This is a genomic window from Ferruginibacter sp. SUN002, assembly GCF_050611725.1.
Taxonomy (GTDB): Bacteria; Bacteroidota; Bacteroidia; order Chitinophagales; family Chitinophagaceae; genus Ferruginibacter.
Window position 1 is genome coordinate 2275490 of sequence record NZ_JBODJB010000001.1, and the last position, 22203, is coordinate 2297692.

The 22203-nt window shown below is 35.4% G+C and carries 20 protein-coding genes; 19 read left to right on the plus strand and 1 reads right to left on the minus strand.

Annotated features, from left to right (window positions below):
- Positions 1 to 4 precede the first annotated feature (4 nt).
- The 19 genes from ACQ33O_RS10010 to ACQ33O_RS10100 all read left to right on the plus strand — a co-directional run bounded on the left by ACQ33O_RS10010 (position 5) and on the right by ACQ33O_RS10100 (position 20487).
- A complete protein-coding gene (locus tag ACQ33O_RS10010) occupies positions 5 to 1105 on the plus strand; it encodes a DegT/DnrJ/EryC1/StrS family aminotransferase (protein ID WP_430995439.1) in 1101 nt (366 codons plus the stop codon).
- Between the two features lies 1 nt (position 1106).
- Positions 1107 to 2252 (plus strand): hypothetical protein, encoded by a 1146-nt coding sequence (locus tag ACQ33O_RS10015; protein ID WP_430995440.1) that lies wholly within the window; start codon positions 1107 to 1109, stop codon positions 2250 to 2252.
- 55 nt (positions 2253 to 2307) lie between these two features.
- Positions 2308 to 3507 (plus strand): hypothetical protein, encoded by a 1200-nt coding sequence (locus ACQ33O_RS10020; protein ID WP_430995441.1) that lies wholly within the window; start codon positions 2308 to 2310, stop codon positions 3505 to 3507.
- Position 3508: 1 nt separating this feature from the next.
- Entirely contained in the window at positions 3509 to 4228 is a 720-nt protein-coding gene (locus tag ACQ33O_RS10025) for a polysaccharide deacetylase family protein (RefSeq protein WP_430995442.1), read from the plus strand.
- A 78-nt stretch (positions 4229 to 4306) separates the two neighbouring features.
- Complete coding sequence (locus ACQ33O_RS10030; protein WP_430995443.1) at positions 4307 to 5605, plus strand: glycosyltransferase; 1299 nt, start codon at positions 4307 to 4309, stop codon at positions 5603 to 5605.
- Positions 5606 to 5647: 42 nt separating this feature from the next.
- Entirely contained in the window at positions 5648 to 6286 is a 639-nt protein-coding gene (locus tag ACQ33O_RS10035) for a class I SAM-dependent methyltransferase (RefSeq protein WP_430995444.1), read from the plus strand.
- Between the two features lie 16 nt (positions 6287 to 6302).
- Positions 6303 to 7466, plus strand: a complete 1164-nt coding sequence (locus ACQ33O_RS10040) for a glycosyltransferase family 4 protein (RefSeq protein WP_430995445.1) — start codon at positions 6303 to 6305, stop codon at positions 7464 to 7466.
- Positions 7466 to 8626: a glycosyltransferase family 4 protein gene (locus ACQ33O_RS10045; protein ID WP_430995446.1), complete on the plus strand. Its 1161-nt coding sequence runs from the start codon at positions 7466 to 7468 to the stop codon at positions 8624 to 8626. Before ACQ33O_RS10040 ends, ACQ33O_RS10045 begins: the two co-directional genes overlap by 1 nt.
- 42 nt (positions 8627 to 8668) lie before the next feature.
- Positions 8669 to 10105, plus strand: coding sequence for a hypothetical protein (locus tag ACQ33O_RS10050; protein WP_430995447.1), 1437 nt, complete (start codon positions 8669 to 8671; stop codon positions 10103 to 10105).
- Positions 10106 to 10157: 52 nt separating this feature from the next.
- Positions 10158 to 10679: a hypothetical protein gene (locus ACQ33O_RS10055; protein WP_430995448.1), complete on the plus strand. Its 522-nt coding sequence runs from the start codon at positions 10158 to 10160 to the stop codon at positions 10677 to 10679.
- Positions 10676 to 11818: a glycosyltransferase family 4 protein gene (locus tag ACQ33O_RS10060; RefSeq protein WP_430995449.1), complete on the plus strand. Its 1143-nt coding sequence runs from the start codon at positions 10676 to 10678 to the stop codon at positions 11816 to 11818. The genes ACQ33O_RS10055 and ACQ33O_RS10060 overlap by 4 nt, the downstream gene beginning before the upstream one ends.
- The gene (locus tag ACQ33O_RS10065) at positions 11815 to 12372 is read left to right on the plus strand and encodes a WcaF family extracellular polysaccharide biosynthesis acetyltransferase (protein ID WP_430995450.1); all 558 of its coding nucleotides are present in this window, start codon (positions 11815 to 11817) and stop codon (positions 12370 to 12372) included. The genes ACQ33O_RS10060 and ACQ33O_RS10065 overlap by 4 nt, the downstream gene beginning before the upstream one ends.
- 35 nt (positions 12373 to 12407) lie before the next feature.
- A complete protein-coding gene (locus ACQ33O_RS10070; RefSeq protein WP_430995451.1) occupies positions 12408 to 14348 on the plus strand; it encodes a dehydrogenase E1 component subunit alpha/beta in 1941 nt (646 codons plus the stop codon).
- A complete protein-coding gene (locus ACQ33O_RS10075; protein ID WP_430995452.1) occupies positions 14348 to 15661 on the plus strand; it encodes a 2-oxo acid dehydrogenase subunit E2 in 1314 nt (437 codons plus the stop codon). Before ACQ33O_RS10070 ends, ACQ33O_RS10075 begins: the two co-directional genes overlap by 1 nt.
- 2 nt (positions 15662 to 15663) lie before the next feature.
- A complete protein-coding gene (locus tag ACQ33O_RS10080; protein WP_430995453.1) occupies positions 15664 to 16398 on the plus strand; it encodes a holo-ACP synthase in 735 nt (244 codons plus the stop codon).
- Between the two features lie 79 nt (positions 16399 to 16477).
- Positions 16478 to 17233: a glycosyltransferase family 2 protein gene (locus tag ACQ33O_RS10085; RefSeq protein ID WP_430995454.1), complete on the plus strand. Its 756-nt coding sequence runs from the start codon at positions 16478 to 16480 to the stop codon at positions 17231 to 17233.
- 35 nt (positions 17234 to 17268) lie between these two features.
- The gene (locus tag ACQ33O_RS10090) at positions 17269 to 18006 is read left to right on the plus strand and encodes a tyrosine-protein phosphatase (RefSeq protein WP_430995455.1); all 738 of its coding nucleotides are present in this window, start codon (positions 17269 to 17271) and stop codon (positions 18004 to 18006) included.
- Positions 18007 to 18099: 93 nt separating this feature from the next.
- On the plus strand, positions 18100 to 19932 hold the full coding sequence (locus tag ACQ33O_RS10095) for an ABC transporter ATP-binding protein (protein ID WP_430995456.1): 1833 nt from the start codon (positions 18100 to 18102) through the stop codon (positions 19930 to 19932).
- Between the two features lie 108 nt (positions 19933 to 20040).
- On the plus strand, positions 20041 to 20487 hold the full coding sequence (locus ACQ33O_RS10100) for a DUF3276 family protein (protein ID WP_430995457.1): 447 nt from the start codon (positions 20041 to 20043) through the stop codon (positions 20485 to 20487).
- Positions 20488 to 20544: 57 nt separating this feature from the next.
- On the opposite strand, the gene pgi is transcribed toward ACQ33O_RS10100, so the two are convergent.
- Positions 20545 to 22137, minus strand: coding sequence for a glucose-6-phosphate isomerase (pgi, locus tag ACQ33O_RS10105; protein ID WP_430995458.1), 1593 nt, complete (start codon positions 22135 to 22137; stop codon positions 20545 to 20547).
- Between the last annotated feature and the right edge of the window lie 66 nt (positions 22138 to 22203).

Sequence of the window (22203 nt, forward strand, 5' to 3'; positions counted from 1 at the left end):
AGTAATGAATAAAGTTCCTTTTGTTGATCTGTATGCTCAATATCTAACAATAAAAAATGATATTGATGATGCGATCGCAAGTACAATTAAAAGCTCATCATACATTGGTGGTGATGCTGTAAAGAAGTTTGAGAATGCTTTTGCCGAATATCTAGGTATAGATCATGTAATGAGTTGTGCCAACGGTACAGACTCATTAGAGATACTATTACAATCTTTTGGTATTGGCAAAGGTGATGAAGTGATTGTTCCTGCTCACTCCTGGATTTCAACATCTGAATCTGTAACGGCTGTGGGAGCCTCTCCGGTTTTTGTAGATACTGAAGAAGATTATTTTACAATTGATGCTGCTTTGATCGAGAAAGCAATTACATCAAAAACTAAAGCGATCATTCCGGTACACATATATGGTCATCCGGCAGATATGGAAGCTATTATGCAAATTGCCGACAAATACAAACTTGTTGTAATTGAAGATTGTGCACAAGCACATGGGGCTACCATCAACGGAAAAAAAATCGGAACAATTGGTCATGCCTCCAGCTTTAGTTTTTACCCGGGTAAAAATTTGGGAGCATATGGAGATGCCGGAGCAATGGCCACCAACAATGCAGCTATTGCGGAAAAAGCAAGAATGATCGCAAATCATGGACAAAAAGGAAAGCACAATCATATCATTGAAGGCAGAAACAGCAGACTGGATGGTTTGCAGGCGGCGATCTTAAGCGTTAAACTGAAACATCTGCAAAAATGGACTGAGCAACGAATTGCTAACGCTTCATCCTATTCATCTCTACTTAATGCTGTAAACGTTGATCTTCCTAAAACAAAAGATAACTACGCTCATGTATTTCATTTGTATGTAATAAAACATGATAACAGAGATGCATTACAGCAAAAATTAAAAGATGCCGGCATTGAAACTGCAATACATTATCCGGTGGCATTGCCATTTTTACCATGTTATAGTGAATCTAATTATAAACCAACTGACTTCCCGGTTTCATACAAAAATCAATCTCGTATTTTATCGATTCCGATGTTTGCTGAATTGACCAAAGAACAAATGACTTACGTAGCAGAACAGATAGCAGCAAGCTTGTAAAGTGAAATTGACACTGAGAAATAAAACAATATGCATTCTTACCCAACAGGACTGGGGGAATATGTTGATTTCAAAACATCACTATGCCATAGCATTGGCTAATGCCGGCAATACGGTTTATTTTATTCATGGACCGAAAAAGATCGATTCATTAAAGCCCGGAGAAGTAAAGATATTAACAACAGATCATCCGAATATTTTTTTGGTAGAAAACAGATACGCATTTAGCGATAAGTTTTTTTATCATTCAAAACCGATATTTTACCTTTTAGTAAAAAGACATATTTCAAACATTGTAAAAAAGATCGGACTTCCAATAGATATTACCTGGTCATTCGATCTGTCGAATAAATTACCACTAAGGTTTTTTCCTAAGAATAGTTATAAAATATTTATGCCCGTTGATGAACCGCAACATAAAGAAGCGATCAGATCGGGCAATGGTGCAGATATCATATTATCGGTTACAAAAGAGATATTGGAAAAATATGATGGGTACAAAGTTCAAAAACATTTTATAAATCATGGTGTGAATGAAGAGTTTATTGCTGATGAGATCAATACTGCTATTGGTAATCCAATAAGAGTGGGTGTTTCCGGAAATCTTATAAGACCAGATATTGACAGAGAAACTTTCATCAAGATAATCAGCTCAAACCCGGAAATAATTTTTGAATGCTGGGGAGCAATCAGTTCTTTGAATTCAAATCTTGGTACTTTCAATGAAAAAGATCTTGCGACTGTTTCATTTATTGACACACTAAGAACTTACAAAAATGTTAAACTGCGCGGATCTGTAAAACCGACTGTATTGGCAAGTGAATTTAAACGGATGGATGCATTTTTGATTTGTTATGATATCTTTAAAGATCAAAGCAAAGGAACCAACTATCATAAGATAATGGAATTTTTGGCAACAGGAAAAGTTGTTATTGCAAATAATGTCACCACATATCGCCATATTCCCGGCATGATTGAAATGTCATCTGAAAGAGACAGTAACAATGGCTTGCCATTGATCTTTAAAAACGTTGTTAGTAATTTAACGAAATACAACAGTGTCGAATTACAAAAGCAACGCATTGATTTTGCAAAACAACATCTTTACCAAAATCAGATTAAAAAAATAGAAGCATTGATCAATTAGTATATTGGTCTTTCACTTTTATTAAACTTACTCACCGTAATTCTTTTAAACCTTAATGAAAATCTGTCTGATTTCTGATTTGCATCTCATCAATAACCCAAGGGTATGGAAGGAAGCTAAATTATTATCAGATGAAGGATATGAGATTAGTATACTTACAATTTGGACATCTGCAGAAAGAAGAGATAAGGATCTAAAATTATTGGAAGGCTATCCAATCAAATATATTGCTCCGATCAATTTGATAAAGGGTGAAATTTCATTTATACAACGATTCTTTCATCGGGCAATTCTAAAGTTTAGTAAACTACTAATGCAGTTTCTGAAAATTGAAACCAAATGGTTAATAGGCTTTTCTCCTGATCTTATGTTGAAAAAAGCGTTAGAAGAAAAAGCAGATCTGTATATAGCTCATACAGAATACGGGATGTATATTGGAAATGAATTGATCAAAAAAAGTAAAAAAGTAGCGTATGATTACGAGGATTGGTATTCACAGGATTATCTGGTAGCGTCTCGTCCGGTAAAATTCTTGAGAACAATTGAAAAGTTTGCTTTGCAACATGGAGCATTTTGCATTTGTCCTTCATTAGCGATGGCTAAAGCTATTCAGGGAGATACAGATTGTTCAAATGAAATTATTCCTGTTTATAATGGCTTCTCTATAACAGAAAAAAAAACTACCATCGGTAATTCTGAAAAAATCCCGAATTCATTGATCTGGTTTTCACAAACTATTGGGCCGGGTAGAGGATTGGAAGAATTAATTGAATCACTTAATTTTTTGTCAAACGTAATCGAATTGCATTTGCTTGGTTCGGTTGATGAGATGTATAAGAATAAATTAATGAGTGCATTCCCGTCAAAGCATAAGCTTGTTTTTCATGAACCTGTGAGCCATAAAGACCTGTTAGGTATCTTATCAAAATTCACCATCGGTCTTGCATTGGAAAGTCGTTATCCTGAAAGCAGGAACACAACCATTACAAATAAGATATTGCAATATGTTCAGGCGGGCATTAAAGTTCTTGCAACAGATACATTAGGGCAAAGAGAAGTTGCATCGTTTTTTCCTGAATTGGTAGAAATTGTTCCACAAAATACTCCTGAACGGTGGGCAAAAGCAATTGAGCAATTGTTGAGTTCCGATTCTGTTGATGAAGTTGCAATTGACGAAAAATTTAAAAATATTTTTTCATTAGAGGCACAGCAGAAAAAAATATTATCACTGGTTTCTAAAACTTTGAATAGTTAATATGTTCCCTTCGGTTATAATGTTGCATCATGTAAGTGATAAAACGGAATATGCTTCGTTACAGCCGTATTGTATCTCTACAAGCAAATTTTCTCAACTATTGGATTATCTTGACAGGGAGAAAATTGAAACAACAACATTCACAGCAATTTCAGCAGGAGAATTATCTACATCAAAAAAAATAATTCTAACCTTTGATGATTGTTCAAAACATTTACTTGACTTTGCAATTCCGGAATTGGTTAAAAGAAAGCATACGGCTTCTTTTTATATGCCTACTGCTAACATTGGCGGATATAATAATTGGGATGCAGATAGAGGTATGGCACGTGTAGAAATTATGGATCAACATGATCTTGTGGAATTACAAAAACTTGGTATGGAGATAGGAGGGCATTCTCACGACCACATAAAATTAAGAGCTGAGTCAAACAATAAAGTTGAATATCAGATAGAAAAATGTAAGTCCATTTTAGAAACTATCTTAAACAAAAAGGTCGACTCTTTCGCTTATCCTTTTGGTTCAGTCCCCGAAAATTACAAAACAATTTTAGCAAAAAATGATTTCAAATACGGCTTGAGTATTTTTCAGCCTTTTGAAAATAAATTTGCAGTAAGACGATCTATATTTCACAATGGCGATACAGATCAGTCGATCAAGCAAAAATTATCGTTTGCGTATAAACTCTACAGGACTTTTACAGACCCATTAAAAGGTTAGCAAAAGCTTGTAATGAAATGCACCTTATTCCCTAAAATAAATTAACTATTGCAATTGCAATAGAACGCTTAGACCTAAATGAAAAAAGTTTTAATCATTTCTCCTCATTTTCCCCCGATAAATAGCCCGGATATGCAAAGGATCCGGATGAGCTTACCGCATTATAAAGAACTCGGATGGGAGCCAACTGTTATTTGTGTTGATGAAAAATATGTAGAAGGATTTAGAGATCATATGTTAAGCGAAAGCATCCCTAAAGATGTACCCGTGCATAAGATAAAGGCTTTTAAAGCAGAAAAAACTAGAAAGTTCGGATTAGGCAGTTTGTCGATGCGTTGTTTTTTTCAGATGAGAAAAAAGGGAAATCAATTACTGAAAAAAGAAAAATTCGATCTGGTATTTTTTTCTACTACTATGTTCCATGTATGTGCATTGGGAAGATATTGGAAGAAGAAATTTAATGTGCCATTCATAATCGATATGCAGGATCCGTGGAGAAATGATTTTTACCTGCAATTTCCCAAAAATTCCCGCCCCCCAAAATTTGCTTTTGCCTATAAAATTCATAAATTTTTGGAGGCACGTACCATTCCTCATGTCGATGGGTTAATGGCTGTGTCTGCCGGGTATATAACAACACTGAAACATAGGTACGGCGGTATTAACAGTGTCCCATCTGCAGTTATTCCTTTTGGGGTTTCTGAAGGCGATTTTGAGCTTGTTGTAAATAAAAAGATTGAGGCTGAGTATATTGGTCGGACGATTGATAAAATAAATGTTGTTTACATTGGAGCAATTGTTCCGTTTTCGGTAGAATTGGTGAATGCATTTTTCAAATCATTCAGCAGATCCGTTAAAAACAAAAGCGACTATCATTTTTATTTTATCGGCACAAGCTATGCTGTAGAATCAAAGCATAGAAAAATAGATGAGATTGCTTCAACTTTGGGCATAAGCGATATTGTAACAGAAATACCACAACGTATATCATATTTTTCTGCATTGGCCACTTTAATGAGTGCAGACATTTTATTGATCCCTGGCTCAAAAGATATAGACTATAATGCATCAAAAATCTGTAACAATATACTTGCTGGCAGGCCCATCTTTTCAGTTTTCAATAATAGAAGTACGGTAAAAAAATTAATGGACGAAACCAAATCTGGTGTAATAATCGGTGTAGATGGGAATGAGTCAGATGAAGAATTAACAGCCATGATCGATAAGCAAATGGAAGAGTTCCAGAAATTACATTTGATCAAGGAAGTTGATATCAACATTGAGGCATTAGTGCCATACATGGCTAGAAATAAAACGATAGAGCAAGTAAAGCTTTTCAACAAGGTCATTGCCAATTGGCAGCAAACAAGAAAATAGGTTACTTTTGAAACTAATATAAAAACTAAAATCTCCTCTTCAATGAATGAAAGTTTATATGTGCAGTACGGTTGTGGTTTAGCCGCTCCCGAGCAATGGATAAATTTTGATGCATCTCCAACATTACGTATTCAAAAAACTCCCCTTATAGGTAGTCTGATGAAAAGCAGACTGAATACCATATTTCCTGACAATGTTAGATATGGAGATATTGTAAAAGGATTACCTGTGAAAGCAGATTCCTGTATGGGAGTGTATTGTTCACATACACTGGAACATCTTTCACTAAATGATTTCAGAACATCGCTTAAAAATACTTATGCTATTTTAAAACCAGGAGGTATTTTCAGATGTGTAGTACCCGATCTTGAAATAGCCTCAAGAGAATATCTGGAAAGATTGGATAATGGTGATAAAGAATCCAGTATTAAGTACATCGACCATATCTTGATTGGACTGAAAAACAGACCAAAAGGTATTAAAGCGATCATCAGCTCCATTGCCGGTAATTCTCATCATTTATGGATGTGGGATCATGCATCTCTGGCCTTAGAGCTTGAAAAAGCCGGTTTTAAATCTGTTAGACGTTGTACTTTTAATGATAGTGCTGATGAGATGTTCAAATACGTTGAGAATGAAGGAAGATTTTGGCATGCAGCTGCAATCGAAGCAATAAAATAATTTAGTTCTGGCGTAAATGAAGCGAATAGCGATTGTAACATCTCACCCGATCCAGTATAATGCTCCTCTTTTTAAATTGTTGGCACAAGAAGCCAATATACAGATCAAGGTTTTTTATACCTGGGGCGAAGGTGTACTCAAAAAAAAATTAGATCCCGGTTTCGGTAAAGTCATTGAGTGGGATATACCCTTACTTGATGGATATGACTATACTTTTGTAAACAATGTGTCTGTGGATCCGGGTACACATCATTTTAAAGGGATTATCAATCCTACGCTAAATCAGGAAATAGAAGAATGGAAAGCCAATGCCGTAATTGTATATGGATGGAGTTTTGTCAGTCACTTTAAATGTATTCGATATTTTAAAAATAAGATACCGGTTATTTTTAGAGGCGATTCAACCTTATTAGATGAAACGTCCGGTGTCAAGGTGCTACTAAGAAGATTATTTTTAAAATGGGTATACAAAAAAGTAGATTACTTTTTATATGTAGGGACGAACAATAAAAAATATTTTTTGAAACACGGAGCTAAAGAAAATCAACTCATCTACGCTCCACATGCTATAGACAACGCAAGATTTGCCGAACCTAATAGTGACTATATTTCAGCGGCATTTCAATGGCGACAAGAATTAGGAATAAAACCTGAAGATGTTGTAATACTCTTTTCAGGAAAATTTGAAAGAAAAAAAAATCCTGAGTATATTATTGAACTGTCAAAACAATTGCCCAATCATAACCTTAAGTTTATTTTTGTTGGTAATGGTGTTTTAGAGAATTCCTTAAAAGTAGCTGCTGCAAATGATAACAGAATAATCTTTTTGCCATTTACCAATCAGCAAAAAATGCCGGTTGTTTATAGAATGGCCGATGTTTTCATACTTCCTTCAACCGGCCCCGGTGAAACATGGGGCTTAGCAGTGAATGAAGCAATGGCTTCAGGAAGAGCTGTGATGGTTTCAGATAAAGTTGGTGGAGCAATAGATCTTGTGAGTAAAGAAAACGGACTCATATTTTCTCCAAATGACATTAATACGTCAGTTGAATTTATTAAACAGATTTTAAAGGATAGAAACATCTTAGCAGCTATGAGTGAACATTCTAAAACTGCTGTACAATCTTTTTCTTATAAAAATATTTTGCAGGGCATTCTTTCTTTGGTGAATAAATTATAATGATACAGTTTTCTGGCAAACAAACAATGCTTCCAAAAATATTATTTATAAATGCAGCTTCTTACGTTTACGGAAAAGAGAAAATGGCATTTGCTGTTACCGATGGTCTTATAAAAAAAGGATATACTGTACATACAGCCATCTGCGGATGGAATGATGGGAAATACAAAGCAATGCTTGAAACAATCGGAGCTAAAAGCACTGAAATAAAATTAGGCTGGTATTATCTTAATAAGATCAAATGGTCGTTAGATAGTTTAATAAACGCACCGCTTGCAGTAATTAAATATTATAAGTTGCTGAAGCGGCTCAAACCTGATGTGATCATCTCTGTTTCTTACAGAGAAGTTTTTTTACTTAAATTTTTTATCAGAAAAATACCGGTTATACTTGGTGTGCATGATAATGTAATTTCTAAACAAGATCGCTTCTTTATAGGGCGTTTAAAAAAAAGTATCACTGTTTATACCCCTTGTTCAAATTACATCGGTAATCAGTTAAAAGAAATTGGTATCCAATCAAACAGAATTAAAGTCATACAAAATGGTATCGACTTTAATCAGAGTGCAAGCAATATGTCTACCGCTGTCAATTCTAATACTATTGGTATCGTTGGACAGATTCAGCGACATAAAGGACATCATATACTCATACAGGCACTTAGTCAGATTCAAAAAGACAATATCGATTTCCAATTATTGATCTTCGGCACTGGCAATGAAGCGTATATTCAGGAGCTAAAAAGAATGATCGATCTCTACCAATTAAATACAAAAGTTCAGTGGATGGGGTATGAGGAAAACAAGGATAAGATATACAACAGTATCAGTTTTTCAGTAGTCCCTACAATAAGACCCGAACCTTTTGGTTTGGTAGCAGTAGAGCCAGCAATATATTATAAGCCGGTGATTGCATCAGATAATGGTGGTTTAACAGAAATTGTTGTAAACAATGTAACTGGGTTGATTTTTAAAACTAATAATTATTTGAGTTTATCCGATTCATTAAAATTACTTTTGCAAGATGAACCATTTGTATTGAGACTAGGCAAAGAAGCAAATCAGCAGTACAAAGTAAAATTCAATAGCAATAGAATGATTGAAGAGTACCATGAGGTTATTCAGTCCGTAACAAGTGAAAAGAGTATCAGTAAAAATTAGTTTCGTGAATTCGTACTTTACTAAATATACACAGAATTAAAGATGGCCACAGCTAGACCCAATAGAATTCAAATCGATGAGTACTCAGTATTCCTGTTTCTGGTAGTATTATTCAGTCAGTACTTTCTAGCAAATGGCGAGTATATATTTGCATCGTTTGCTACTTTAGCAATCCTACTTTACAGTATAACACAACCTTATAAACCGGCAGTATTTTCAGTTATTGTATTACACCATGTGTTACAGGTTGTAGCAGGGGTATGGCAAGCCAATTACCGAAATGTCGATATTAATGCAAGAGCGTTAGACACTTCTGTGGCAGTTATTGCCAGTCTTATCGGTTTATTTTTTCTATTTTATCCAACAATTTACTTTCAAAATAAATTGCCCAATTACCAGAAAAAAGATCTTAAGGAATTTGCTAGTACACTCTCTACACAAAAGGTACTTACCCTTTATCTGATAGCTTTTTTCATAGCCTCAGTCTTACAAGGGCTGGCTTTTGTTTACTCGGGTATTACACAAATTATTTTCAGCCTTTTAAAGATAAAGTGGTTGTTATTTTTGCTGTTAGGATATATGTGCATTCTTAAAAACGAGTATAGAAAAGTATTCTACATTATAGTTACTATAGAATTTATATTAGGATTTTATAGTTTTTTTGCCGATTTTAAAACAGTAATTTATTACTTGTTGGTTCTATTGGTGAGTTTTATATCTGTGCTAAACATCAAGCAAATTATTATGGTAAGTATTTTAGGGGTAGCGCTTGGGGCCCTAGCTCTTTTCTGGACTGCAATTAAAGAAGATTACAGAGCCTTTTTACAAGGTGGGGATGAAGTAGAAGATGGGAGGGTTCAATCTGTTTCAGTATCGAGTGGGGAGGCATTTGATAAAATAGGTGATCTCAGTGAAAATCTTAATCAAGATAAATTTCAATCATCTACAGATCAGCTTCTCGATAGGCTACAGTACACTTATCACTTTGCCAAAGCAATAGAAAATGTTCCGGATAGAATCCCTTTTCAAAATGGAAAAAATTGGCTTGAAGTAATTGAATTTACAACTACTCCACGATTTTTAAATCCTGATAAGCCCGTTCTGGAAAACTCTGTTAAAGCCAGTAAGTACACAGGTATTCGATATCTCGGAAAAGAAAAAGGGGTGTCATTCAGCCTGGGTTACTTTGCTGAATTTTACATCGATTTTGGTTTTAAAGGAATGATGCTCGGTATTTTGGCATTAGGCATTGTATATGGTCGGGTATATTATTATTTCGCAAGAAAAGCAACTGAAAATCCACTCGTAAATTATGCTGTGGTTGGTGGCTTCTTTCTGGAGTTCTATGCATTTGAAATGGATGGAACCTTTTTAGTAGGTAGATTTTTAGCAACACTGGTAACATTCAGCCTTATCATTTCTCTTTTTGGAAAATGGTTTATTCAGTTCATAACATTAAGATATGATGAGAATGTTTAAGAATTCATACTTCATAAAATACCTTCTTAAGTTTATCGTTACATTTTGTATAATGTATTATGGTACAATTGCATTGATTGCTTTGGTATCACCGGAAGGCTATTATTCACCCTTCATTGCTAAATATCTCGATTATGTAAGTGGACTTCGATTCCTGCTAATGAAATCATCTGTATCCTTTTTATGGCTCTTAGGATTTTCTGCAACAATATTTGATGAGTACTGGATCAAAATGGGTAACGGTTCAGGAGTAAGAATTGGATATGACTGTATTGGTTACGGAGTACTATTTTTTTGGATGGCATTTATTTTTGCCAACAAAGTTCCAATAAAGAAAAAAATTAAATGGATCATTGGTGGAATGATAGTTATCTGGATCATTAATGTATTACGGATATCATTATTACTTTTAGCTATAGATAAAAACTGGCGAGCATTTTTCAGTATTAATAATCATACTTTATTCAATATTGTTGCCTATGCTGCAATATTTACTATGATCTATTTCTTCGATATGTCCGAAAAGAAAAGAACAGCCGGTATCGAAAATAATAACCCTACAACTAATCCGTGAGCAAAAAGAAAATTTTGATCCTGATCGACTGGTTTGTGCCCGGATATAAAGCAGGTGGCCCCATTCAATCATGCGTGAATCTGGTACATGCGTTAAAAAACGACTATGATCTATATATACTCACTACAGACACTGATCACGGTGAAACAGAACCCTACCCGGATGTCATTTCAAACAAATGGATAACCGATAGTAAACTCGGTGCTACTATTTTTTACGCTCAAAAAAAGCATCTTACCACAAAACAATTAAAAGAAGAAATAAATAGGATCGATGCAGATTATATTTACCTGAATCATCTCTTTTCGCCAATGTTTGTAGTATATCCGCTATGGCTAAAGTTTACTGGCAAACTAAAAACAAAGTTTGTTGTATGCCCAAGAGGTGCGTTGTATAAAAGTGCGTTAACTATAAAATTATACAAAAAGAAACCATTTTTATTGTTGTTTAAATGGATGGGCATTCAAAAAAAAATACTTTTTCATGCTACAAATGAAAGGGAGCAAAATGCTATTCTGGAATATTTTCCGGGCAGCAGTGTTTGTATAGCAGACAACCTGCCTAACATGAACCAGCCTGATTTTTTGAATTTACAAAAAGATGCAGGTCATTTAAAATGCATTTTTGTAGCAAGAATTGTGTCTATCAAAAATTTACTCTTCTTGTTAAATGCTCTTGATAAAATTAAAGCTAAGGTCGAATTAACAGTCATTGGCCCGGTTGAAGACGCAGCATATTGGGAAGATTGTAAAACAAAGATTCATCAATTACCTGAAAATATTAAAGTAGAGTACATTGGTACTAAAAGAAATGAAGAGGTAATTAAAAACATTCAGCAAAATCATTTATTCATATTACCAACCACCGGCGAAAATTTTGGTCATGCCATATTTGAGGCAATGCTGGCCGGCCGACCGGTTTTGATCAGCGACCAAACCCCATGGTTGAATTTACAGCAGCATCAAATTGGATGGGATGTGCCGCTTACTGAACCTGAAGGTTTTGTTACCGCTTTGGAAACCGCTGCAGGCTGGGATCAAACAGCATTTGATGAATATGCAAAAAATACTTGGTATTTTGCAAACCGATTCATAAATAACCCATCCTTAAAAGAACAGTATATCAAATTATTTGCATGACGCAATTAAAGAAAGTAAATAACGCTTCTTACAAAACCACCATCAATATTAATGCTTCTAAGCTAAAGCAACTGATGTGGTATTTTACCAATATCTTCTTCTTCAAAAATTCATTGAATATAAGCTCAGGCTTAAAAGTTCTTTTACTTAAACTTTACGGAGCTAAAATTGGAGCAGGTGTTGTTATAAAACCTTCGGTAAATATCAAATATCCGTGGAAACTTAGTGTAGGTAATCATACATGGATTGGCGAAGAAGTTTGGATCGATAACCTATCGGATGTAACCATCGGGAACAATGCAACGCTTTCACAAGGTGCATTGTTATTAACCGGCAGCCACGATCACACCAAAGAAACATTCGATTTTGTATCATTCCCCATTGTACTTGAAGATGGTGCCTGGGTTGGAGCAAAAGCTGTTGTATTTGGCGGCGTAACCTGTTTTACACATAGTATTTTAGGTATTAATTCAGTAGCTGAAACCAATTTACAGGCATATACCATATATAAAGGGAACCCAGCGGTACCAGTGATCAAACGAATAATATCATAACAAGCAAATCAATTGGAATAAATTTGCAGCAACAAATGAACAAAGAACTTATCAATCATAAATTAATTAAGGAAGCGCTTACTATCAGAGTAGTGGAAGAAAAGTTCCTCGAACTTTTTTCTGAAGGTAAACTGAATGGAACGGTGCATACCTGTGTAGGACAAGAATTTTCTGCATTAGCCTTTGCCGGACAGTTGAAGAAAAAGGATTTTGTTTTCTCAAACCATAGATGCCATGGACATTATATTGCGTTTACCGGTGATACCCGTGGTTTGTTGGCCGAATTATTAGGAAAAGCATCAGGTACTTGCGCCGGGATCGGAAGCAGTCAGCATTTATGTAATAATAATTTTTTCTCTAATGGAATTCAGGGAGGTATTGTACCTGTTTCAGCAGGATATGCCCTTGGTAATAAACTTAAAAAGAATGGAGCAATTGGTGTAGTATATATTGGTGATGGTACTTTAGGCGAAGGCACTTTATACGAAACAATGAATATCATTTCCAAATGGGAAATTCCTTTGCTTATTGTTTGTGAAAATAACTTTTATGCTCAATCAACACCGCAAAGTGTAAACCTTGCAGGAGATATACAAGCCAGAGCAGCAGCCTTCGGCATTAAAACATATAAAGGTAATACAGAAGATCCTGAAACATTATTGCAATTAGCGAATGATGCCATTCAATATGTAAGAGAAGAAACAAAACCTTCCTTCTTTTTGGTAGAAACGTATAGATTGAATCCGCACTCAAAAGGTGATGACGACAGAGATAAAGCAGAGATCCAACAGTTTAGAGAAAAAGACTTTTTGGAAATCTTCAGCAAAGAATATGGTTCATACTATAACAATTACCTCGATGCCATTAATAAAGAGGTAGGCGATATGGTAGATGCCATTTTGCTTGAAGGCGAACTCGATATAGATCAGTATTACGAAAAAACTGAAATAAGGAATAATGAAGAATGGCTACCTATTGAACCGATCAACAAACGTCAGATAGAATTACTGAATAATTTTTTCAAAGAAAAGATCGTTTCAAACGAGCAATTGGTTTTTCTTGGAGAAGATATCCTTTCGCCTTACGGTGGTGCATTTAAAGTAGCAAAAGACCTTTCCTTCATAGCACCTGAAAGGGTTTTTTCAACACCGATCTCTGAATCTGCCATCATGGGTATCTCAAACGGACTGGCGCTGAATGGCTTTAAATCTTATGCAGAAATAATGTTCGGTGATTTTATTACACTGGCATTCGATCAAATTGTAAACCATGCATCCAAGTTTCACCATATGTTCAATAAAAAGGTAAACTGTCCGGTAGTGGTTCGTACACCGATGGGTGGTCGCAGAGGCTATGGCCCTACACACTCACAAACACTCGATAAATTTTTAGTAGGAATTGATAATATTAAAACCGTTGCATTAAATACCACGATCGATCCTGCAATTATTTACAATTCGATCGAAATAGAAAAACATCCCGTAATTGTGATCGAGAACAAAACCGATTACGGAAAGAAAATTCTGAATCATCAAAGCAAGAATTTTGTTTATCAAAGAAATCAAGATGCATTTCCGGTAGTAAAAGTAAGCCCTGCGGTTTCGGCTCCATCATTAACAATTGTAGCATATGGTGGCATGGCCGATCTGATGAACAATTTACTGGCAACAATTTTTCTTGAAACAGAACAGAAACCGGAATTGATTATTCCGTCGCTTATTTCTGAACTACCGATTGATATCATCATTCAATCATTAGATGTTACAGGAAATTTATTAGTTGTTGAAGAGGGTAGTGCTTATGCTTCAATCGGTGCAGAACTGATCAGTCAGGTAGTAGAGAAAACAGATTATAAAATAAAAACAAAACGAATTGCAGCTTATCCGGTACCGATTCCGTCAGTAAAAAATCTGGAACATACAGTGTTACCGGATAAAGAAAGAATTATTCAAGAAATTAAAGAGAGTTTTACATAATGGCCATTTTACAAGAAATAAAAGTTCCTTTAATATCGGTAAACGATACCAGTCTTACGGTTGTAAGTTTGTTGAATGCAACCGGAGATGCTGTAAAGAAAGGAGAAATTATACTTGTTTTTGAAACATCAAAAACAACCTATGATGTTGTTGCCGAAGCTGATGGCTTTATACAATACCTCTGTGAAGAAGGTAATGATTACGAAGTAAACGATGTTGTTGCAAAAATATTCAGTGAGGCAAATGAAGTTGAAAAAGTAACTGCACCATCTCTACAAAAATCGAAACAATCTGTAAAAGCTCCTGCTGTGAAAATTGTAAGTGATTGGGAAGGAGAAACTCTGTTTACAACTGCGGCTTTGGAACTAATGGAGGCAAAAGGAATCAGCAACAGCGTATTTGCCGGAAGAGATTTTGTAAACAAGCAGGATGTAGAAGAAATTACAGGTGGAAACACTGTAAAGAAAAAAAACAAAGCTGCTGACAAGCCAGCAGCCAAGGCACAAAGAGTTGCATTACCTGTTGATGCAGCAAAAGTAATCGTTGAAAAATTATCTTCTAATAAAAAACGTGAGATCGACTACCTCAGTGAAGTACAGTCAACCGGTTTGATCAGTACCATCAACACGGTGGTAGAGACAGAAGGTATTTTTGTTCATATAAACGAATCTTTACAGCTCTTAAAAAACTCTTTACTACCTGTCATTATTTATGAAGGTAGCAGGCTGTTAGAAAAATACCGTGAACTCAATGCCTATTTTACTGATAATTCCATTGCATTTTATAAGCAAGTAAATGTTGGTTTCGCAATCGATATTGATAAAGGATTAAAGGTTTTAAAAATAGAGAACTCATCTTCCAAAAGTATGGCTGCAATTGAGGATGAAATATTGACCTTGTCTAATAAATATTTAGATGATACGCTTCAGGTTGAAGATCTGACGGATATTACTTTTACCATTACCGATCTTTCATCAGAAGGAGTTGATTTTTTCAAACCTTTGGTCAATATGATGAACAGTGCCATTCTTGGTGTATCGTCAATCGATCCAAAACTGAACAGATGTGTACTGAGTGTAACTTTTGACCATCGTGTTACAGAAGGAAAATTAGTAGCAAGATTCTTAAAAGATCTGAAAGACAGATTGGAATCTTATCAATCGAAACATTATCCCAACTTAAATCAAAACATTAACTGTTTTAAATGTTTCAAAACATTAAAAGAAGATTTAAGTGATGTTGGTTTTACAAAATGCATTACGCCTGAAGGCAAGGAGGCTTATATCTGTCAGAGTTGCTTCAAAGGATTTTAACAATGGAAGAAAAAATTAAAAGTATAGTTGCTGTATATACAAAAATACCTGCTGAAAATATCAGTAATCAAACGGTTATTGACAGAACAGCAGTAGCTAGTTCTATCATACTACATCGTATGTACGGGAATCTTCGTAACGAAGGCATTCCTGTAGAAAATTACTGGGACATAAAGACCTTTGGGGATCTTTTGAAACAATTAAACGGGGCAGACAATATTGTGGTTTCGGAATATACTGAAGCCGATTCAAATGCAAACATTCAGGACGAAGCAATTTTGGTTGGCTCCGACATTGAAGAAGTAAAAAATATGCCCGTTGTCAATGATTTTCGTGAAGACGAATTTTATACGATGAATTTTACCTCTACAGAAATTGCCTATGCCATTCTTCAACCTAATCCTTTTGCAACTTTTGCAGGTCTTTTTGCGGCAAAAGAGGCAATCATAAAAGCAGATAATACATATCGAAATAAAAAATTCAACTCTATTTTTATCGATCACCTCCCGTCCGGGAAACCAGTACATCCTGAATTTTCATTATCTATCTCTCACACAAATGAGTTAGCAATGGCCACTGCTATCAAAGTAAATTTAAGTACTGTTTCTTCTCAGGCTGCACTTAATCCTTCCGTCGAAAAAAAATCTTCAAATAATAAATTATTGATTTACGTGTTGCTCTTTCTTGCCGGAGCTTTAACAGCAACACTTCTCATGCTTATTAACAGTAAAAAATAATATAGTTTATTGATTATCAATACAAGGGAATTTCTAAAATAATTGTTAATTTGCATATTATACGCAAACCATCCTGTAAATGAAAGTATCAATAATAACAGTTACGTTCAATTCTTCCAGATTCCTGGAGGATTGCATCAAGTCTGTTATTATGCAGGACTATGATAATATTGAACATATTGTGGTTGATGGTAAATCAACGGATGGCACGGTTGCTATAATAGAAAAGTATAATAACAACATTGCTAAATGGGTTTCTGAAAGAGATTTTGGCATGTATGATGCTATCAACAAAGGAATGGCAATGGCAACCGGTGATATTATCGGGATACTTAATAGTGATGACATTCTTGCTTCTACAGATGTGATGAGCTCCATAGTAAATGCCTTTCAGCAAAACAATGTTGAATCTATTTTCGGAGATCTTGCTTATGTTGAACAAATGGACACCCAAAAGATACATAGATTTTGGAAGGGAGATGTTTACAAACGCAGCAGATTTAAATTTGGCTGGATGCCGGCACATCCAACGTTTTATGTAAAACGTTCGGTAGTTGAAAAGTTTGGAGGGTACGAATCGCATTTTTATACCGCAGCAGATTATGAGTTTATGGCGAGGTATCTTTTTAAAAATCATGTAAGTGCTCATTATCTGCCAAAGCTATTAGTACGTATGCGTATAGGCGGAATGAGCAATAATAATTTAAAGAGCCGATTTAGAGCAAACAGAAGAGATTATCTTGCGATGAAAAAGAATAAAATACCATTACCATTTATCGTATCCATATTAAAACCATTAAGAAAATTACCTCAATATTTTAAAAAATATTCATAGTCTGATCATTCAGAACTATGCTGTTTTAACACAATATGTTCTCCTTTTTTAAAAGAAGCAATTCAGGCGAAGCTACTTTGACTACGCTTCCGGTTTCTACCGATATTCATTCGCATATATTACCAGGTATTGATGATGGTTCTCCTGACATAGACACTTCTTTGTCTTTGGTAAGAGGCTTATATGAACTGGGGATCAGGGAAACTGTTGCTACGCCGCATGTTATTGGAGATCTCTATAGAAATACTCCCGAAACAATCAATGCAGCATTACTTAAGTTACAAGAAGCTTGTGCTGCGGCAGCTATCGATATTAGAATATCTGCAGCTGCTGAATATATGATGGATGATAATTTTATGCGTTTGTTGAAAGATAAAAACTCACTACTGACGATAAAAGATAAAGTAGTTTTAACGGAGCAACCTTATACTTCACAATCCGATTACCTTCGGGAAATTTCATTTGATCTGGCAACTGAGGGATACAAACCTATTATGGCGCATCCGGAAAGATATTATTATTATCATGAAGATTATGAGAAATACAGTTATCTCAAAGATCTTGGTTTCACTTTACAGGTAAATCTTTTGTCGCTGACAGGCTATTACGGTAAACCAGTAGCAAAAGCTGCGAAATATATTTTTGATAATGACCTTGCAGATTACGTCGGTACCGATCTTCATCACGACAGACATTTAGCAGCTTTGCAACATAAAGGGAATCTGAATTTATTTAAGAAATACCTGAGCAAACGAGCGTACAACGTATTGTAGTAACATTACATAGATCTAATTGTAAAAGGTTCAGGAAATAGCTGAACCTTTCTTCTTTTATACAACCGATCTTTTAGTATATTTTTGTAGATCATGAAACACCTCATATCCATCAATCATTTTTTCTGGAAACATCGCTGGAGGTTTTTACTGGGGATATTATTCATTATTCTCACAAACTATTTCCGAATATTATCTCCTCAACTAACAGGATATGTTGTAAACACCGTTGTAAAAAAAATCGACGTTACTAGTAATGCAGGGAATATCGACAAAGCCCAAAATGACATCATTGTTCAGCACATTATTGCCGCATTATCATCAAGCAGTTTTTCCGAAAAAATTATATGGAGCGGAATTATATTATTGATACTTGCAATTATCAGTGGTTTCTTTATGTTCTTAATGCGACAAACGATCATTGTTATGAGTCGATTGATCGAATACGATCAAAAGAACCAGATCTTTTCGCATTATCAGGATCTGGATAGCAGTTTTTATAAAACACATAGTACCGGTGATCTGATGAACCGTATATCTGAAGATGTAAGCAGGGTGAGAATGTATACCGGCCCGGCTATCATGTATTTTATAAACCTTGCTGCTGTATTAGGTTTTAGTATCTTTTTTATGCTGAAAGCTAGTCCGAAACTTACACTGGTAGCATTGTCGCCTTTGCCCATATTGGCGATCACCATTTATTTTGTAAATACGATCATTAATAAGAAAAGCGAAAAAGTTCAATCGCTGCTAAGTAGTCTAACAACCAATGCTCAGGAATCTTATAGTGGTATACGAGTAATAAAATCCTTTGTTGAAGAAAAAGCGATGCTCGGATTTTTTAAAACTAACAGTGAAGCATACAAGAAAAATGCTTTGGGCCTTGCAAAAACGGAAGCGATCTATTTCCCAAGCATGGCACTGCTTATTGGCATCAGTACTTTATTGACGATCATGGTTGGAGGAATGTGCGTAATTGATGTCAATGATCCACTATATGGCAGGGTAGGTACCATTGCCGAATTTGTGATGTACATACAAATGCTCACATTTCCGGTAAGTGCTATAGGGTGGACGGCCAGTATGACGCAAAGAGCTGCAGCATCACAAAGACGTATCAATGAATTTTTACAAATTCAACCGGTAATAAAAGATCATGTTGAGAATATAAAAGTTACATTGCAAGGAACGATCAATTTCGATCAGGTGAATTTTACTTACGAACATACAGGTATTCATGCAGTGAATAATTTTTCGCTATCTATTCAAAGCAAAGAAAAAGTAGCGATAGTTGGAAGAACCGGATCAGGCAAATCTACCATTGCACAATTATTATTAAGAATGTATGATATTCAATCCGGCATGATCACATATGATGGTGTGCCAATTAATAAGATTGAACTGGAATCTTTACGATCGCAGATCAGTTATGTACCACAAGATGTTTTTCTATTCAGCGAAACAGTAACCAACAATATAAAATTCGGATTGAATACTGCTTCGCAGGATCAGGTTCATCTTGCAGCCGGACAGGCGAATATTCACAATGAGATACAGGGTTTTGCCGAAGGATATGATACAATGGTAGGAGAAAGAGGAGTAACTTTAAGTGGCGGGCAAAAGCAACGTATTTCAATCGCCAGAGCCCTGATCAAAGATGTAAAACTTGTCATTTTCGATGACTGTTTAAGTGCAGTGGATGCAAAGACGGAAAAGGAGATACTTAGTACATTAAACAATTATATGAAGGATAAAACAGCTGTGATCATTACACACAGAATTTTTTCCTTACTTCAATTCGACAAAATAATTGTTATGGATGAGGGCAAAATCGTAGAATCGGGTACTCACGGACAGCTATTAGAAAAAAACGGATATTACGCCGAAATGTATGCCAGACAACAAAAACAGGAGAGTGCTATATAAGATTTATGCCCAAAAAACAGGTTTATTTTGTCATTTCAAAAACAGTTTTATCTTTGCCCCTTATAACAAATAACCAAACCAGCTAATTAATTAAAAAATTTTACTACTGTGGCGTACGAAAATAACGACAAAAAAATGGAAAGCGTTTATAGCAAACGCATCAGAGCAGGGAAACGCAGAACTTACTTTTTTGATGTAAGAGAAACCCGTGGAAGTGATTACTACCTGACAATTACTGAAAGTCGTAAACGTTTTGATTCTGATGGATACGATAGACATAAGATCTTTTTATACAAAGAAGACTTCAATAAGTTTGTGAAAGGTTTGGGTGAAGCTGTGGATTATGTAAAAACAGAATTGATGCCTGATTTTGATTTTGATGCATTCAATCATGATACACCGTACGAAGGCGAAGAAGGTGGAGAAGCCCCTGTACAAAACAATACAGAAGTGATCAAAGAAGAAGTTGCTGAAGTAAAAGAGGTAATTGCACCGGTTGTAGAAAACAATACACCGTTAGACAATGGCAGTACTGAAGAAGTTGATAAATGGTAATACCAAAACAAACTACATAAAAAAGTCCCGATACATATCGGGACTTTTTATTTCTAACTATCTGAATTTTTTATACGCATTTATTAAACTATTGGTAGATGAATCGTGTGAGCTAACTGTTTCATCCGTTACCAGCTCAGGCAATATTTTATTTGCCAGCACTTTCCCCAACTCAACACCCCATTGATCGTAACTGAAAATATTCCAGATAACACCCTGTACAAATATTTTATGTTCATACAAAGCAATGAGTATCCCCAACGTTGTTGGTGTTATCTTTTTTACCAAGAATGAATTGGTTGGTTTATTGCCTTTAAATACCCTATACGGATTCTCATGATCTGTTCCATTCATCAAAGCTTCTGTTTGAGCAAAGAAATTACTCAGTAGTTTTTGATGATGATCACCTATGGCATTGTGACTGATGGCAGGAGCAATGAAGTCACATGGTATCATTTGTGTGCCCTGGTGTATCAACTGGTAAAAAGCATGCTGACCATTAGTACCCGGCTCACCCCAAATAACAGGGCCCGTTTCGTAAGTAACTGCATTTCCATTTCTATCTACATATTTTCCATTACTCTCCATATTACCCTGCTGGAAGTATGCAGCAAAACGGTGCATGTATTGATCGTATGGCAAAATAGCTTCGGTAGCCGCTCCATAAAAATCCACATACCAAATACCTAATAATGCCATCAATACCGGAATGTTTTTATCAAAACTTTCTGTAGCAAAATGAGTATCGGCCTTATGTGCACCTTTTAATAGTTCTTCAAAATTGTCGTAGCCAATAGTTAATGCAATGGATAAACCTATGGCACTCCACAAACTATATCTTCCACCAACCCAATCCCAAAATACAAACATATTTTCTGCAGCAATACCAAACTTCACAACTGCGGCTTCATTGGTGCTCAATGCAGCGAAGTGTTTTGCAACATGAGCTTCGTCTTTTGCAGTTTGTAAAAACCAATCTCTTGCACTCAGTGCATTGGTCATGGTTTCTTGTGTGGTAAATGTTTTAGAGGCAATTAAGAATAGCGTTTCCTCTGCATTTACTTTTTTTAGCGTTTCAGCAATATGAGTGCCATCAACATTACTTACAAAATAGGTTTGAATGCCATCAACCCAATAAGGCTTTAATGCTTCTGTAACCATCACCGGCCCAAGATCGCTTCCCCCGATACCAATATTGACAATGTATTTTATTTTTTTACCTGTATACCCCTTCCATTCGCCGCTATGTATTTTATGACAAAAAGCTTTCATCTGCTCCAATACTTTTTTAATATCTGGCATCACATCTTTACCATCCGTGACTACTGGTTTGCCCGAAAAATTTCTTAACGCAGTATGTAAAACAGCTCTGTTCTCCGTTTCATTTATTTTCTCACCATTGAATTGTGCAGCAATGGCTTCTTTCAACTTGCATTCCTCTGCCAATTGGATCAATAGTTCAACTGTATTTTCTGTGATGATGTTTTTTGAATAATCAAAAAGTATATCATCTATCGTTAATGAAAATTGATTGAAACGATCTACATCATTAGCAAACAGATCTCTCATATGAACCGGTTCAATAATAGCGTGATGTTGTTTTAAGGCCTTCCAGGCTGGTGTAGAAGTGGGATCAATTTTGGGAAACATTTATAATTGGTTTGTAAGATTAGAATTGGGAGCGAAGATATTTATAAAAAAGAAAACCGCAGCTGT

Bases quoted from the DNA above. Each gene is read 5' to 3' on its own strand.
- ACQ33O_RS10010 (WP_430995439.1), top strand. From the start codon at position 5: ATGAATAAAGTTCCTTTTGTTGATCTGTATGCTCAATATCTAACAATA.
- ACQ33O_RS10020 (WP_430995441.1), top strand. From the start codon at position 2,308: ATGAAAATCTGTCTGATTTCTGATTTGCATCTCATCAATAACCCAAGG.
- ACQ33O_RS10025 (WP_430995442.1), top strand. From the start codon at position 3,509: ATGTTCCCTTCGGTTATAATGTTGCATCATGTAAGTGATAAAACGGAA.
- ACQ33O_RS10030 (WP_430995443.1), top strand. From the start codon at position 4,307: ATGAAAAAAGTTTTAATCATTTCTCCTCATTTTCCCCCGATAAATAGC.
- ACQ33O_RS10035 (WP_430995444.1), top strand. From the start codon at position 5,648: ATGAATGAAAGTTTATATGTGCAGTACGGTTGTGGTTTAGCCGCTCCC.
- ACQ33O_RS10040 (WP_430995445.1), top strand. From the start codon at position 6,303: ATGAAGCGAATAGCGATTGTAACATCTCACCCGATCCAGTATAATGCT.
- ACQ33O_RS10045 (WP_430995446.1), top strand. From the start codon at position 7,466: ATGATACAGTTTTCTGGCAAACAAACAATGCTTCCAAAAATATTATTT.
- ACQ33O_RS10050 (WP_430995447.1), top strand. From the start codon at position 8,669: ATGGCCACAGCTAGACCCAATAGAATTCAAATCGATGAGTACTCAGTA.
- ACQ33O_RS10055 (WP_430995448.1), top strand. From the start codon at position 10,158: ATGTATTATGGTACAATTGCATTGATTGCTTTGGTATCACCGGAAGGC.
- ACQ33O_RS10065 (WP_430995450.1), top strand. From the start codon at position 11,815: ATGACGCAATTAAAGAAAGTAAATAACGCTTCTTACAAAACCACCATC.
- ACQ33O_RS10070 (WP_430995451.1), top strand. From the start codon at position 12,408: ATGAACAAAGAACTTATCAATCATAAATTAATTAAGGAAGCGCTTACT.
- ACQ33O_RS10075 (WP_430995452.1), top strand. From the start codon at position 14,348: ATGGCCATTTTACAAGAAATAAAAGTTCCTTTAATATCGGTAAACGAT.
- ACQ33O_RS10080 (WP_430995453.1), top strand. From the start codon at position 15,664: ATGGAAGAAAAAATTAAAAGTATAGTTGCTGTATATACAAAAATACCT.
- ACQ33O_RS10085 (WP_430995454.1), top strand. From the start codon at position 16,478: ATGAAAGTATCAATAATAACAGTTACGTTCAATTCTTCCAGATTCCTG.
- ACQ33O_RS10090 (WP_430995455.1), top strand. From the start codon at position 17,269: ATGTTCTCCTTTTTTAAAAGAAGCAATTCAGGCGAAGCTACTTTGACT.
- ACQ33O_RS10095 (WP_430995456.1), top strand. From the start codon at position 18,100: ATGAAACACCTCATATCCATCAATCATTTTTTCTGGAAACATCGCTGG.
- pgi (WP_430995458.1), bottom strand. From the start codon at position 22,137: ATGTTTCCCAAAATTGATCCCACTTCTACACCAGCCTGGAAGGCCTTA.